We start from the raw sequence: 13,331 nt of genomic DNA, 5'->3' as shown, positions 1-13,331 counted from the left end.
GGGTGAGGAAACGGCAGCGTGACGGTCTGAGTCCGGCCTTTACTGCTCTCCTCAACCGATCACTCACCATCCACACTCTTCACTGTACCTGTCAGGGGTTGTTCAGGCTGGAGTTGCCGATGGCGGGGCCGACGCGCATGGGGAGCGACGACTCACCCGTGGGGCCCTGTGACGTGCCCACCTCAAACCCAATCGAGACCGGCAAGTCGGTCGGCTCCGTAACCTTGTCCTTGGCAGCCGGACCCGCGACCGTGGGGAGGTTCGTATCCGCAATATCGGTGCCCCTTCTGGGCTTCAAATTTTCCCGCACGCTACTGTAGGGGGAAACAACGTAGCCGATGTCCGCCGAGTAGGCGCTGTTCAGCGTGGTATTCTCGATATCGCCGCCAACTCTGGTCGGAACCGTCGTGTTCTCGATCTCCGTGCCGGTGCGCGCGGATGGCGGCGGACGCTTCGCTTTGAATTCCTCCGTGATCGTCAATTCTTCGTTCGTAAGTCTTCGCCGTTCGCGCCCGGCCGCTTCGTAGTCCAGCTTGTCAAGGTTCTCCCGGCCTCGCTCGAGAGCCTCGAGCTGTTCCTTGAGTCGGGCAAGATCGTGACGCGCCCGTACGACGGTGCCGATGATCTCAGTCAATGTCCACTGTCTTGCAAACGTTCCGAGCGACCCTCTGTTTGGTGATGTGGACGGCATGCCTGCGCTGTTGAAGAGACCCCTCTGCTGGACAGAGGTGAGGATATAGTTGGCTTCGTCGCTGAGTTCGTCAATCTGATCGAGGGACGCGATCTTAGCGGCGCAGCAGTCCAGGAACTGGCGGTATTTCTCCGCAAACTTCGATGCAGCGCTTTGAATCTCGATGATCTTGATCGGCGGCAAATCCTTGAACCGGTCGGGTTTGGCATCGGGCGGCCTCCTCCGTTCCTGCTTCTCGACGATCGGCATGCAGCCCGGATTGGGGGTCACGGAAATCTGCTGGTCCGGCGTCTTGTTGGGGCACCAGAAGATGGGAGCGGGCGGGTTGAGCGGGTTGTCGGGAGCGAGGTCCTTGGTCTCGCCGACCGAAGGTGGCCACGCCAACAAGAAGGCCGGGATGAGCACGGCCAGGCCTCGCAGCGGAGGCATCGTACCGCACGCCTTGTTGTTCCGGCAAGACTGCATGCGCCATTATACACCCCCTGCGCGGCCGCGCTGCAAGAAAAGCGGTGAATTGGGGCCGCCCCGCGGGTGCGACTGTGCCTCGCGCACGATACGCACCGCCGAGTCCCACGTGCGGCGTCGCCGACCGGAGCCTGAGCGCAAGCGCCAGCACGAGTGGTCGTTCGGTACCGTGGACCTGCACCAGGAATGGTCCGGTGAAGTGCGTCCCTACGGCCGGGGCGACCAGCCGTGATGTGGACTGGCGATCAGGCCAGGAGCTTGGTATGGCTGGCTGGAGCGCTCCTCTCCGAGGCTCGCTTGAAATCCCGCCGCCGGATCGGCTAGGCTCGCGAGCAGCGAAGGGCAGAGGGGAGAGCCGGTCGGAGGGGGTGGCCCGATGCCGCCCGTCGTCTACATCGAGGACATCGCCGACCATGTCGGCGAGGAAGTGACGATCCGCGGCTGGGTGCGGCACCGCCGCTCCAGCGGGAAGATCCAGTTCCTCGTCGTGCGCGACGGGACGGGCGATCTCCAGGCCGTCGTCAGCAAGGGCGCCGTCGGCGAGGAGGCGTTCGCGCAGGCGACGCAGCTCACCCAGGAGTCCTCCCTGGTCCTGACCGGCCGCGTCCGCCACGAGTCCCGCGCGCCCGGCGGTTACGAGCTGGAGGTCGCGGCAATCCGGACCGTCCATCTCGCGGAGCCCTTCCCGATTCAACCCAAGGAGCACGGCATTGGGTTCCTGATGGAGCACCGGCACCTGTGGCTCCGCTCCAGCCGCCAGCACGCTATCCTCCGCATCCGGCACGAGGTCATCCGCGCCTGCCGGGCCTTCTTCGACGAGCGCGGCTTTGTCCTCGTGGACGCGCCGATCTTCACACCCAACGCCTGCGAGGGCACGACGACACTGTTCCAGACCCAATACTTCGACGAGATGGCCTACCTGACGCAGAGCGGCCAGCTCTACAGCGAGGCGACGGCGGCGGCCTTCGGCAAGGTCTACTGCTTCGGCCCGACCTTTCGCGCGGAGAAATCCAAGACGCGCCGGCACCTCATGGAATTCTGGATGGTCGAGCCGGAGGTGGCGTTCGCCGAACTCTCTGACATGATGGAGCTGGCCGAAGCGTTCCTGAGCTTCGTCGTGGCCCGAGTGCTGGAGAAGCGGCGCGCGGAGCTGGCCGTGTTGGAGCGCGACGTGTCGAAACTCGAGCGGGTCGTGCCGCCGTTTCCGCGCATCACCTACGAGGAGGCGGTCCGCTTGCTCCAGAGCAAAGGGAACCCGATGCAGCTCGGCGACGACTTCGGTGGGGATGAGGAGACGCTGCTCTCGAACCAGTTCGATCGGCCAGTGATCGTGCACCGGTATCCGGCGGCGATCAAGGCGTTCTACATGCAGAGCGATCCCGAGCGGCCGGACCTCGCGCTGTGCATGGATGTGTTGGCGCCGGAGGGCTACGGCGAGATCATCGGCGGTGGCCAGCGCATCCACGAGCACGACAAATTGCTGGCCCGGATTCGCGAGCACAAGCTCCCCGAGGAGGCGTTCCGCTGGTACCTCGACCTGCGCCGGTATGGGTCGGTTCCCCACGCCGGCTTTGGCATGGGCATCGAGCGTGCGGTGGCCTGGATCTGTGGGCTTGAGCACGTTCGCGAAACCATTCCGTTTCCGCGCATGTTGTACAAGCTCTATCCCTAACATCAAACATCAGAGTCGTCAGCGAACAGCCACGAGCAGTGAGCAGCGCATGGAACCTTAGGCGATTAAGGTGGGCGCCTGAGGGTCCGAAGCTCGCCGTTCCCCAAGCACGCGACGTCCCTGAGTCGGCGGGGTCGCGACCATGACACCCCGGTATCGGGACGATCCCATCCAGCCCGTTATGCTCGTCCACCAGAGGGGCGATCGCAGCTCCTAAGGGGGGAGCGTAAATTTGCACGGGACCGAAAGATTTTTGTTGACAAGCGCTTCTAGGGATGTATACTCCTGGCGAAAAGTGGGAAGAAGTGGGAATCAATGTAGAGGCTAAGAATTCAGCGACTCTCTTTCATGCGCCCGTGCTGCTCGACGAGGTTCTCGTCTGGCTCGCCTGCCGGCCCGGAGGACGTTACCTCGATTGCACGATCGGGCTGGGGGGCCACGCGGAGCGAATCTTGGAAGCGACGGCACCGGGCGGCATCGTCATTGGGCTCGATCGGGACGGCGACGCGGTCGAAGCGACGGCCAAACGGCTGAGCCGGTTCGGCGAGAGGCTGCGCTTGATCCACAGCAACTTTCGTGAGCTGAAACAACATCTTGGCACCACGGGCTGCTCGCAGGTGGATGGGGTGCTCTTTGATCTCGGCGTCTCCTCGCCCCAGATCGATCGGCCGGAGCGAGGCTTTAGCTTTTCTCTGGACGGCCCGCTTGACATGCGGATGGACCGCCGTGAGCCCCGCACCGCTGCGGACCTGGTGAACCACCTTCCCGAGCGCGAGCTGGCAAACCTCATCTACCAGTACGGCGAAGAGCGATTCGCCCGCCGGATCGCCCGCGCCATTGTCCGCGCGCGCCAGCGAGCCCCACTTCGGACCACAGGAGAGCTGGTGGCAGTGATCCGCGGGGCGGTGCCGGGCCCCTACCGGCACGGCCGGTTGCATTGCGCCACCAGGACCTTCCAGGCTCTGCGCATTGCCGTGAACGGCGAGCTGGACGGGCTGGAGGGGGCGCTGCGCGACGCGGCGGATGTACTGACGCCGGGCGGGCGGCTCTGCGTGGTCTCCTTCCAGTCGCTCGAGGACCGGATTGTCAAGCAGACGATTCGGGCGTTGGCTGGAGGTCCTGAGCCCAGGCTCCGGTCGCTGACGAAGAAACCCATTGTCCCGTCCGACCGGGAGTGTGACCAGAACCCACGTGCCCGCAGCGCCAAGCTACGAGTGGCGGAACGGCTCCCGACGCGGAGGTCTGTATGAGAACCTTCGGCACGGTGATTGCGGTCAGCCTGGTCCTGGCGCTGGGGTATGTGTGGGAGCGCGTGGACCTCGTGCGCGTGGGGTACCAAGTCGAGCAGCTCAAGGCACAACGGATCACACTCCTGCGGGAACGGGACGAGCTCCGGCTCAAGGTGTCGGCGCTCACCTCGCCGGAGCGGATCGCGCGCGTCGCCTCGGAGAAGCTGGCCATGGTCCCGCCAAGCCAGGGGCAGGTGGTCGTCGTGAGACTGGAGCGGGCGGCGCCCTCCGGCCGCGGCGCGCCCCAGCCGGAGATCCGGCTGGCCAAGCACGAGGGGCTCCAGCCGGCGCGGCGGGTCGAATAGTCAAATAGCGGAACGCCGAATAGCGGAACGCTATGGAAGGGGGAGACCAGCATCGAGGCCGCCGGGTTTTGGTCGGGCTCGTCTTGATGGCGGGCTTCGGGGCCGTCCTATTTCGGCTCTTTATGCTGCAGGTGCTGGAGGCTGCGGAGCTGACCCAGAAGGCGGACCGGCAGCACCGGAAGGCGGTGACGGTCGAGGGCGAGCGCGGGGCGATCTACGACCGGCAAGGCAAGGTACTCGCGGTCAACCTCCAGGTCCCCTCCGTGTTCGGGATGCCGGCCTCGCTCGCGAATCCCGCGGCGGTCGCCCGGGACCTCGCCCGCGTCTTGCCGGTGAGCGCGGACGACGTGGAGCGCAAGTTACGGCAGGACCGGAGCTTCGTCTGGATCGCGCGGAAGCTCGACCCCGATCAGGGGCGGCGCCTCGAGCGCCTCGGGCTTGAGGGGATCGGGATGGTCATGGAGGGGCGCCGGTTCTATCCGAAGGGGACGCTGCTGTCGCATGTGCTGGGCTTCGCCGGCATGGATGGGAACGGACTCGAGGGCCTGGAGCGCCGCTATGACGGCCAGCTTCGGGGAGAGAAGCGGCTCGTCGTGCTCGAGCAGGACGCCCTCGGCCGGACCGTGTTTCCCAAGGGCCTGACCGAGCAGGCCCCCGCCCCGGGCCGCTCGCTGACGCTCACGATTGACGAGGTGATTCAATATCTGGCCGAGAAAGAGCTGGACGAGGCGGTCGGCGCGACCGGGGCAAAGGGCGGAATCGCCATCGTGATGGAGCCGCGGACCGGGGCGATCCTCGCGATGGCCTTGAGCCACCGGTACGACCCGAACGCCGTCGGCCGGACGCCCACGGATCGCCTCCGGAACCGCGCGATCACGGACGCCTACGAGCCGGGCTCCACCATGAAAGTCGTTGTCGCCGCCGCGGCGCTCGAGGAGCGGGTGATGGAGCCGGGCACGCTCATCTTCGCCGAGAACGGGCAGATGCTCGTGGCGAACACGGTCATCCACGACCACGAGAAGGCCGGCTGGCTCACCTTCGCCGAGGTCATCCAGAAGTCCAGCAATATCGGCGCCGTCAAGGTGGCCCAGGCGCTCGGTGAGGAGCGGCTGTTCCGCTATCTCACTGCCTTCGGGTTCGGCCAGCGGACGGAGATTGATCTGCCGGGCGAGGCGGCGGGGCTCGTCAAGGAGCCGCGCGACTGGGGCCGCCGCTCACTCGCCTCGATCGCCATCGGGCAGGAGATCGGGGTGACGGCGTTGCAGCTCGTCACTGCCGTGTCGGCGGTCGCGAACGGCGGATGGCTGATGAAGCCCTATGTCGTCTCCGAGATTCGCGATGCGGACGGACGGGTCATCGCCCAGGCAGGCCCCCAGGTGCGCCGCCGGCCGATCTCCCGGCAGACCGCCCAGACGCTGAGCAGCATTCTCGAGGGCGTCGTGACCCAGGGAACGGGGCGCAAGGCGGCTGTGCCCGGCTTCCGGGTCGCCGGTAAGACAGGGACCGCCCAAAAGATTGATCCGGCGACCGGCGCCTACTCCTCGACCCTGCTCGTCGGCTCCTTCGTCGGATTCGTGCCGGTGGAAGACCCCAAGCTGGCCATTGTGGTAGTCATTGACGAGCCGCAGACCGAGGGCTGGGGCGGCGTGGTCGCCGCCCCGGTGTTCAGACGGATCGCGGAGCAGGCGCTGCCCTATCTCGGCGTCACCGGCCAGGAGCCGATCAAAGTTGCGCAGGCCGGCGATGCGGCGACCCCGGGTCTATGAAATTGGCGGAACTGATCGCGCCGTTGGCGGTGATGGAGCGACGCGGCGCACTCGATGTCGAGGTGACTGACGTGACGGATGACTCGCGGCGTGTGAGGGCGGGGAGCCTGTTCGTCGCGGTCAAGGGCGGCCGCGCGGACGGACACGCGTTCCTTCAGGCGGCGATGGCGGCCGGTGCGGCGGCGCTGGTCGTGCAGGATCCTTGGCCGACCGCGGCCTGCGAGCCGACGGTGCCCGTCATCCGCGTGGCCGACTCGCGGCGGGCGGTCGGGCTTCTAGCCAGCCGGCTGCGCGGCGAGCCCTCGACCCGGCTGACCATGATCGGCGTCACGGGTACGAACGGGAAGACCACGGTCACCTACCTCTGCAAGGCACTCTTGGAAGCGGCGGGTCGGCGGGTGGGGCTCATCGGGACGGTCGACTATCAGATCGGCTCCGAGCGGATCGCCGCCTCGCACACGACGCCCGGCGCCGCCGAGCTGCAGGCCTTGCTGGGCCGGATGGTCGAGGCCGGGCTCGACACGGCTGTCCTGGAGGTCTCCTCGCACGCGCTGGCCCTCGATCGGGTCGCCGGCTGCGAATTCGACCTGGCGGTCTTCACGAACCTGACGCAGGATCATCTCGACTTCCACCGTGACATGGAAGACTACTTCCAAGCCAAGCTGCGGCTTTTCACCGGGCTCACCGACGCGGGGGCGAAGCGTCGGCCCAAGCGCGCGATCGTCAACGCGGACGACCCGCGCGGGCACCACGTCTGCGGCGCGAGCGGCGTCCCGGTCTGGACCTACGCGGTCGAGAAGCGGGCGGACCTCCGCGCCGAAGACGTGCGGCTCGCGCTCGCCTGCACGCGCTTCACCGCGGTCACGCCGCGGGGCGTCTTCCCCGTCGAGAGCCGGCTCGTCGGGGAGCACAACGTCTACAACCTGCTCGCCGCCATCGGCGTCGCGCTTCATGAAGGCGTGGCGCCGGGGACGATTCGGGAGACCCTCCGCGGCGGGATCAACGTCCCGGGCCGGTTCGAACGGGTGGAGGTGGGCCAGGACTTCACGGTCGTCGTGGACTACGCCCACACCGAGGACGCGCTGGTCCGGCTGCTCGATACGGTCCAGGCGCTGAAGACAGGCCGGATCATCACGGTCTTCGGTTGTGGGGGCGACCGGGACCGCGGCAAGCGGCCCAAGATGGGCCGGGCCGCGGCGCTCCGGAGCGACCTCGTCGTGCTCACCTCGGACAACCCGCGCAGCGAGGACCCGCTGGCGATCTTGCGGGAGATCGAGGCGGGCGTGATGGAGGTGCAGGCACGGCGGCCGGTCCGGTACGAGGTGATTCCGGACCGCCGGCAGGCTATCGAGCGGGCGGTCCGGGAAGCCAAGCCCGGCGACATGGTCCTGATCGCGGGCAAGGGCCACGAGGACTACCAGATCGTCGGGACGCAGCGGTTGCATTTCGACGACCGGGAGGTCGCGCGGGAGGCACTCAGCCGGCTCGGGCGATGAGGGGACGATCCAGTGGGGGCGCCGGCGGCGCCGCGCTCATACGGGAGAGGCGATGACCGACCTTGAGCGGGTTGAGAGCATCAAAGTTTTCGGTGTCCAGCGGGGGTTGAAGGGTGGCACCTTCATCCTCTGCCTGGACCCGGAAACCGGCACGACCTTCGCCATCCGGCCCGGCGAGACCATTGGCGCGGCGCTCGGACGGGTCAAGGCCCGGTTTCAGACGGTCATGGGAGAGGGGCGTGGCGGGACTCACGGGGCACCTCGCTGAACCGACGCCCGCGCGGCGGCGCGAGCGCAGCTCCGTCTGGGAGATGGCGCTGTTCACGCTCGAAGAGATTCTGGAGGTGACTGGCGGCCGCCTGCTCGCGGGAGAAGCCCGTGGCAGGGCCGGCGTCCGGTGGGTCACGACCGACTCCCGCGCGGTCCGGCGGGGCGACCTGTTCGTGGCCCTAGCCGGAGAGCGCCACGATGGCCACGACTTCGTCACCGACGCAGTTCGGCGGGGCGCGGCTGGCGCGATCGTGCAGAAGGCGATGGCGCTCCCGGGAGGGGCGGCCGGCGCGCCGGGGCGGCCCTTCCTCGTGAAGGTGCCGGACACCCTGGCTGCGTTTCAGCAGCTCGCCGCGCAGCACCGGAGCCGCTTCCGGATTCCGCTGGTCGCCGTGACCGGGAGCAACGGGAAGACCACCACGAAGGACATGGTCGCTCTGGTGCTTGCCGAGCGGGGCCGGGTCCTGAAGACCGAGGGCAATCTGAACAACCGTATCGGCGTTCCCCAGACTCTCTTGCGCCTGACCACCCGCCACGACGCGGCAGTCGTGGAGATGGGCGTGGACCACCAGGGACAGACCAGCCGGCTCTGCGAGCTCGCGCGGCCGACGATCGGGCTTATCACGAACATCGGCCCTGACCATCTGGAGTTCTTCGGGAGCCTCGAGGCCTCCGCCCAGGCCAAGGGGGAGCTGCTGGACCAGTTGCCGCCGGACGGGGCAGTCGTGTTGAACGCGGACGATCTCTACTACGAGTACCTGGCCTCCAGGGCCCGCTGCCGCGTGATCACGTTCGGCTTTACGGCGAGGGCCGACGTGCGGGCGGGCGCGGTGGCGCAGGACGAAGGCGGCGCCCGCTTCGGATTGCTGCTGCCGGGTCGCACGCGCCCCGTGCCCGTGCGCCTGCGGGTGCCGGGGCTCCACAACGTCGCTAACGCCCTGGCCGCCGGCGCGGTCGGGCATGTCCTCGGGCTGAGCGGGTCGGCGATCGCGCGCGGCTTGGCGCGGTTCCGGGCGGCGACCATGCGCTCGCAGGTGGTGACGGTCAGCGGGGTCCGGGTCATCAACGACTGTTACAATGCGAATCCGGCTTCGATGAAGGCCGCCGTGGACCTCCTGGCCCAGCTTGGGCGCGGGGGCCGCACCCTTGCCGTGCTGGGCGACATGCTGGAATTGGGCCCGGAGGCGGAGACCTGGCACCGCGCGGTCGGCGCCTACCTGGCCGAGCGGGGCATCTCGTTCCTGATCGCCTGCGGCGCCCTGGGCCGCCACCTGGCGGAGGGGGCCCGGCGGGCCGGGCTGCCCGCGGAGCAGGTACGGGAGATCGAGGACGCGGAGGAGGCCGCCGGCCTCGCCTGCCGGCTCGTGCGCCCGGGCGACACGGTCCTGGTCAAGGCGTCCCGCGGGATGCGGTTGGAGCGGGTCGTTGAGGCGCTCATGGGAAGGAAACGCTAATGGCTCATGGCCTCCGGTTCCAGTTCGCGGTTGGGCCGTCAGCCATCAGCCATCAGCCAGACGCTCCGGTCTGAACCATGCTCTACCTGCTGCTCTATCCGCTGCACACCGAGTTCTCCTTCCTGAACGTCTTCCGGTATCTCAGCTTCCGGATTATCTACGCCGCCGTGACGGCGTTCCTCATCGCGTTCGTGCTGGCGCCCCCGCTCATCCGCAAGCTCCAGGAGATCCGGCTCGGCCAGCACGTGCGGGAAGACGGGCCGAAGACCCACCTGGCCAAGAGCGGCACGCCGACGATGGGCGGCCTGTTGATCCTCTTCGCGGTCGTGCTCTCCACGTTGCTTTGGGCCGACATCACGAACCGGTATGTGTGGCTGGTGGTCTTCGCGACCCTGGGGTTCGGGGCGATCGGGTTCATGGACGATTACCTCAAGTTCGTCCGGGGCCAGTCCAAGGGCCTCTCCGTCAAGCAGAAGATGGCGGCGCAGCTCCTGGTCGCGCTGGGGATCGGGGTCTTCTTTTACTTTCTCCCCGGGTATTCGACCAAGCTCAGCGTGCCCTTCTTCAAGAACTTCACGCCTGACCTGAGCGTCTTCTACATCCCGTTCGCGATCCTGGTCATTGTCGGCAGCTCCAACGCGGTGAACCTGACGGATGGGCTGGACGGGCTGGCGGTGGGGCCGGTGATGATCGCGGCCCTCGCTTACACGATCGTCGTCTACGTGGTCGGTAATAGGATCATGTCCGAGTACCTGCTGATCCCCTACATCGAAGGGGCGGGGGAGTTGGCGGTGTTCACCGCCGCCATCTTCGGCGCCAGCCTGGGGTTTCTCTGGTTCAACACCTACCCGGCGTCCGTGTTCATGGGGGACGTGGGCTCGTTGCCGCTCGGCGCGGCGCTGGGGACCGTGGCCGTGGCCAGCAAGCACGAGCTGCTGCTGCTGCTGGTCGGCGGCGTGTTCGTGATTGAGGCGATCTCGGTCATTTTCCAGGTCGTCTCCTACAAGTCGCGCGGCAAGCGGATCTTCCTGATGGCGCCGATCCACCACCACTTCGAGATGAAGGGCTGGGAGGAGCCGAAGGTCGTCGTGCGGCTGTGGATCATCGCGATCCTCCTCGCCCTGTTGAGCCTGAGTACGCTGAAGCTGCGGTGATGGGTGATGGGTGATGAGGGGAGAGTTGAGGGAGCTGATAGCTGACGGCTGATGGCGAACGACCATGCGAGCGGATCCGGCAGACGAATTCAGAGGGCGGCGGGTCACCGTTGTCGGGCTCGCGCGGAGCGGAATGGCGGCGGTGCGGCTGCTCGCCGCCGCGGGCGCGCAGATTACGGTCGCGGACGAGAAGCCGGAGACGCAATTGGCGGGCGCGCTCCAGCAGCTCGACCGGCAGGCTGTGGCGGTCCGTGTCGGCTCCGGGTACGAGACGGCGCTCGACGGGGCCGACCTCGTCGTTGTGAGCCCGGGCGTCCCGGCCAAGCTGCCGATGCTCGCGGCGGCCCGCGCCCGGGGCGTGGCAGTGATCGGCGAGTTGGAGCTGGCCTTCCGGTTCCTCGAGGCGCCGGTGCTGGCGGTGACCGGGACGAACGGCAAGAGCACAACCGTAACGCTGCTGGGACTGGCGCTCGAGCGCGCGGGCAAGCGGGCCTTCGTCGGTGGCAACCTGGGCCGGGCGCTCGGCGAGGCGGCGCTGGCGACCTGGGCGCAGCGGCGCGGTCTCGACCCATTGCATGGTAAGAGCCATGGGTACCCCGGCGGCTCACCCTACGACGTCGTCGTCGTCGAGGTGTCGAGTTTTCAGCTTGAGACGATCGAGCGGTTTCATCCGGCGGTGGCGGCGCTGCTCAACATCGCGCCGGACCATTTGGATCGCTACGACAGCCTGGAGGACTACATCGCGGCGAAGGCCCGGATCTTCGAGAACCAGACCGCGGACGACGTGGCGGTCCTGAACCTGGACGACGAGCGGGTGGCGGCGATGGCAAAGGGCCTCCGGGCGCGGCGGGCGGGCTTCAGTTGCCGGCGGCCGCTCCGCCCGCCGGTCGAGGTCGGGGCCTGGCTGGAGGGCGAGCGGCTCGTCGCCGCGCTCGGCGGCCCCACGACCGAGGTGATCGCGCGGAGCGAACTGCGGCTAATCGGCGAGCACAACCTGGCCAACGCGTTGGCGGCGACGGCGATCGCGCTGGCGGCCGGGTGCCCGAGGGACGCGATTCGGGAGGCGCTGTGCACCTTCCCGGGCTTGGAACATGCGCTGGAAGTGGTGCGGGAGCGGCGCGGCGTGCGGTTCGTCAACGACTCGAAGGGCACGAACGTGGACGCGACGCTCAAGGCCCTGGAGAGCTTCGACGCGCCGATCCTGCTGATCGCGGGGGGACGGGACAAGGGCGGGGATTTCACGAGGCTGCGCGAGCCCATCCGCCGACGGGTCAAGCGGCTGATCCTCATCGGGGAGGCGGCGCCGCGCATCAAGGCGGCCCTGGGCGACTTCGATCGGCTCGTCGAGGCGGAGAGCCTCCGAGAGGCGGTGGGCACGGCAGCCGCCGCGGCGGTGCCGGGCGACGTCGTGCTGCTGTCGCCCGCCTGCGCGAGCTTTGACATGTTCGCCGACTACCAGGACCGCGGCCGGCAGTTCAAGCAGCTCGTAAACGAGTTACCGTAGCTGACAGCAAATAGCAAATAGCTTGGACTTCTTTGCTGCTAGCTGGTCACTGCTCGCTATTCGCTGAGGGAACGAGCCTATGGCGCGTAGAGGAGCCCAGACGGGGACGCTGACGCTGCCATGGCCGGCCCGGCCGACCGCGGGCCGGCGGCGCCCAGCCGCCGACGCCGGCTTGTGGACGGTCACAGTCGTCTTGGCGTTGATCGGATTGGTGATGGTCTTTAGCGCGAGCGCGGTGGTCGCCGTCAACCGCTACGACGACGCGGGCTATTTCCTCAAGCGCCAGCTCGCCTGGCTGGCCTTCGGGTTCCTGCTGCTGCACCTGGCCTCTCACATGGATTACACGCTGTGGCGGCGGCTGGCGATCCCGGTGCTGGCGGTGACGGTGCTGCTGCTCATCCTGGTGCTCATCCCGGGCGTGGGCGCGTCGGTCAAGGGCGCGCGCCGCTGGCTGCGGCTGGGTGCGCTCTCGATCCAGCCAGCCGAAGTCGCCAAGTTGGCGACGGTGATCTACCTGGCCGCGTACCTGACCAACAAGGAGGCGCGTCTGGGAGACTTCGCGTCGGGCCTGCTTCCGCCGCTGGTCGTGCTCGGCGTGGTGGCGGGGCTGGTGGTGTTGGAGAAGGACCTCGGGACTGTCGTGGTCATCGGGGGGGTGGCGCTCGGCCTGTTCTTCCTGGGCGGCGCCCGCTTGGCGCACCTCACCGGGTTGATCCTGGTCGCGGCTCCGGTCCTGGCGGCGTTCATCCTCTCCTCTCCGTACCGTCGCCAGCGGCTCATGACCTTCCTCTCGCCCTGGGAGGACCCGACGAACGCGGGGTTCCAGGTCACGCAATCCTTTATGGCCCTGGGCAGCGGCGGATTGTTCGGGGTCGGGCTGGGCGAAGGCAAGCAGAAGCTCTTCTTCCTGCCGGAGGCGCACACGGACTTCGTGCTCGCGCTCGTCGGCGAGGAGCTGGGGCTGTTTGGCACCAGCGCGATCATGCTGCTCTTTGCAATGCTGGTCATCAAGGGGCTCCAGATCGCGGGGCGGGCGAGGGAGCCGTTCGGCCGCCATCTCGCGGCGGGCGTCACGCTCCTTATTGGGCTCCAGGCCCTGATCAACGCCGGCGTCGTGACCGGTCTCCTGCCGACCAAGGGGCTCACGCTGCCGCTCGTCAGCTACGGCGGCTCGTCGCTGCTGGTGACGTTGCTGGCGATCGGCATGTTGCTGAGTGTCTCCCGGGACCGCCAGGCGGGCCGGCCAGCCAAATAGCAGGCGGCGA

General features: G+C 67.8%; 11 protein-coding genes. 10 read left to right on the top strand and 1 reads right to left on the bottom strand.

The features are described from left to right. Positions 1-91: 91 nt before the first annotated feature. Positions 92-1,096 carry a hypothetical protein gene (locus ACWHYQ_RS18050; RefSeq protein ID WP_447973487.1) on the bottom strand — a complete coding sequence of 335 codons (1,005 nt, stop codon included), beginning with the start codon at positions 1,094-1,096 and terminating at the stop codon, positions 92-94. Between the two features lie 436 nt (positions 1,097-1,532). Between ACWHYQ_RS18050 and asnS the strand changes: the two genes are divergently transcribed. The 10 genes from asnS (at position 1,533) to ftsW (ending at position 13,321) form a co-directional block, all read left to right on the top strand. After that, positions 1,533-2,828 carry an asparagine--tRNA ligase gene (gene asnS, locus ACWHYQ_RS18045; RefSeq protein WP_447973486.1) on the top strand — a complete coding sequence of 432 codons (1,296 nt, stop codon included), beginning with the start codon at positions 1,533-1,535 and terminating at the stop codon, positions 2,826-2,828. Between the two features lie 275 nt (positions 2,829-3,103). Continuing rightward, positions 3,104-4,078: a 16S rRNA (cytosine(1402)-N(4))-methyltransferase RsmH gene (gene rsmH / locus ACWHYQ_RS18040; RefSeq protein WP_447973485.1), complete on the top strand. Its 975-nt coding sequence runs from the start codon at positions 3,104-3,106 to the stop codon at positions 4,076-4,078. Continuing rightward, on the top strand, positions 4,075-4,422 hold the full coding sequence (gene ftsL, locus ACWHYQ_RS18035; protein WP_447973484.1) for a cell division protein FtsL: 348 nt from the start codon (positions 4,075-4,077) through the stop codon (positions 4,420-4,422). The genes rsmH and ftsL overlap by 4 nt, the downstream gene beginning before the upstream one ends. 32 nt (positions 4,423-4,454) lie before the next feature. Beyond that, on the top strand, positions 4,455-6,188 hold the full coding sequence (locus ACWHYQ_RS18030; RefSeq protein WP_447973483.1) for a peptidoglycan D,D-transpeptidase FtsI family protein: 1,734 nt from the start codon (positions 4,455-4,457) through the stop codon (positions 6,186-6,188). Beyond that, complete coding sequence (locus tag ACWHYQ_RS18025; protein ID WP_447973482.1) at positions 6,185-7,684, top strand: UDP-N-acetylmuramoyl-L-alanyl-D-glutamate--2,6-diaminopimelate ligase; 1,500 nt, start codon at positions 6,185-6,187, stop codon at positions 7,682-7,684. The genes ACWHYQ_RS18030 and ACWHYQ_RS18025 overlap by 4 nt, the downstream gene beginning before the upstream one ends. A gap of 52 nt (positions 7,685-7,736) precedes the next feature. Further along, a complete protein-coding gene (locus ACWHYQ_RS18020) occupies positions 7,737-7,952 on the top strand; it encodes a hypothetical protein (RefSeq protein WP_447973481.1) in 216 nt (71 codons plus the stop codon). After that, the gene (locus ACWHYQ_RS18015; protein WP_447973480.1) at positions 7,924-9,408 is read left to right on the top strand and encodes a UDP-N-acetylmuramoyl-tripeptide--D-alanyl-D-alanine ligase; all 1,485 of its coding nucleotides are present in this window, start codon (positions 7,924-7,926) and stop codon (positions 9,406-9,408) included. The genes ACWHYQ_RS18020 and ACWHYQ_RS18015 overlap by 29 nt, the downstream gene beginning before the upstream one ends. Positions 9,409-9,485: 77 nt before the next feature. Then, positions 9,486-10,562, top strand: a complete 1,077-nt coding sequence (gene mraY, locus ACWHYQ_RS18010) for a phospho-N-acetylmuramoyl-pentapeptide-transferase (protein ID WP_447973479.1) — start codon at positions 9,486-9,488, stop codon at positions 10,560-10,562. A 64-nt stretch (positions 10,563-10,626) separates the two neighbouring features. Further along, on the top strand, positions 10,627-12,066 hold the full coding sequence (gene murD / locus ACWHYQ_RS18005) for a UDP-N-acetylmuramoyl-L-alanine--D-glutamate ligase (protein WP_447973478.1): 1,440 nt from the start codon (positions 10,627-10,629) through the stop codon (positions 12,064-12,066). Between the two features lie 79 nt (positions 12,067-12,145). Next, positions 12,146-13,321 carry a putative lipid II flippase FtsW gene (ftsW, locus tag ACWHYQ_RS18000; RefSeq protein WP_447973477.1) on the top strand — a complete coding sequence of 392 codons (1,176 nt, stop codon included), beginning with the start codon at positions 12,146-12,148 and terminating at the stop codon, positions 13,319-13,321. The last annotated feature ends 10 nt before the right edge of the window (positions 13,322-13,331 follow it).

Source organism: Nitrospira sp. Kam-Ns4a (assembly GCF_965152595.1).
This window is presented reverse-complemented; position numbering and strand designations above follow the sequence as displayed.

Bases quoted from the DNA above. Each gene is read 5' to 3' on its own strand.
- asnS (WP_447973486.1), top strand. From the start codon at position 1,533: ATGCCGCCCGTCGTCTACATCGAGGACATCGCCGACCATGTCGGCGAG.
- rsmH (WP_447973485.1), top strand. From the start codon at position 3,104: ATGTATACTCCTGGCGAAAAGTGGGAAGAAGTGGGAATCAATGTAGAG.
- ftsL (WP_447973484.1), top strand. From the start codon at position 4,075: ATGAGAACCTTCGGCACGGTGATTGCGGTCAGCCTGGTCCTGGCGCTG.
- ACWHYQ_RS18030 (WP_447973483.1), top strand. From the start codon at position 4,455: ATGGAAGGGGGAGACCAGCATCGAGGCCGCCGGGTTTTGGTCGGGCTC.
- ACWHYQ_RS18025 (WP_447973482.1), top strand. From the start codon at position 6,185: ATGAAATTGGCGGAACTGATCGCGCCGTTGGCGGTGATGGAGCGACGC.
- ACWHYQ_RS18020 (WP_447973481.1), top strand. From the start codon at position 7,737: ATGACCGACCTTGAGCGGGTTGAGAGCATCAAAGTTTTCGGTGTCCAG.
- mraY (WP_447973479.1), top strand. From the start codon at position 9,486: ATGCTCTACCTGCTGCTCTATCCGCTGCACACCGAGTTCTCCTTCCTG.
- murD (WP_447973478.1), top strand. From the start codon at position 10,627: ATGCGAGCGGATCCGGCAGACGAATTCAGAGGGCGGCGGGTCACCGTT.
- ftsW (WP_447973477.1), top strand. From the start codon at position 12,146: ATGGCGCGTAGAGGAGCCCAGACGGGGACGCTGACGCTGCCATGGCCG.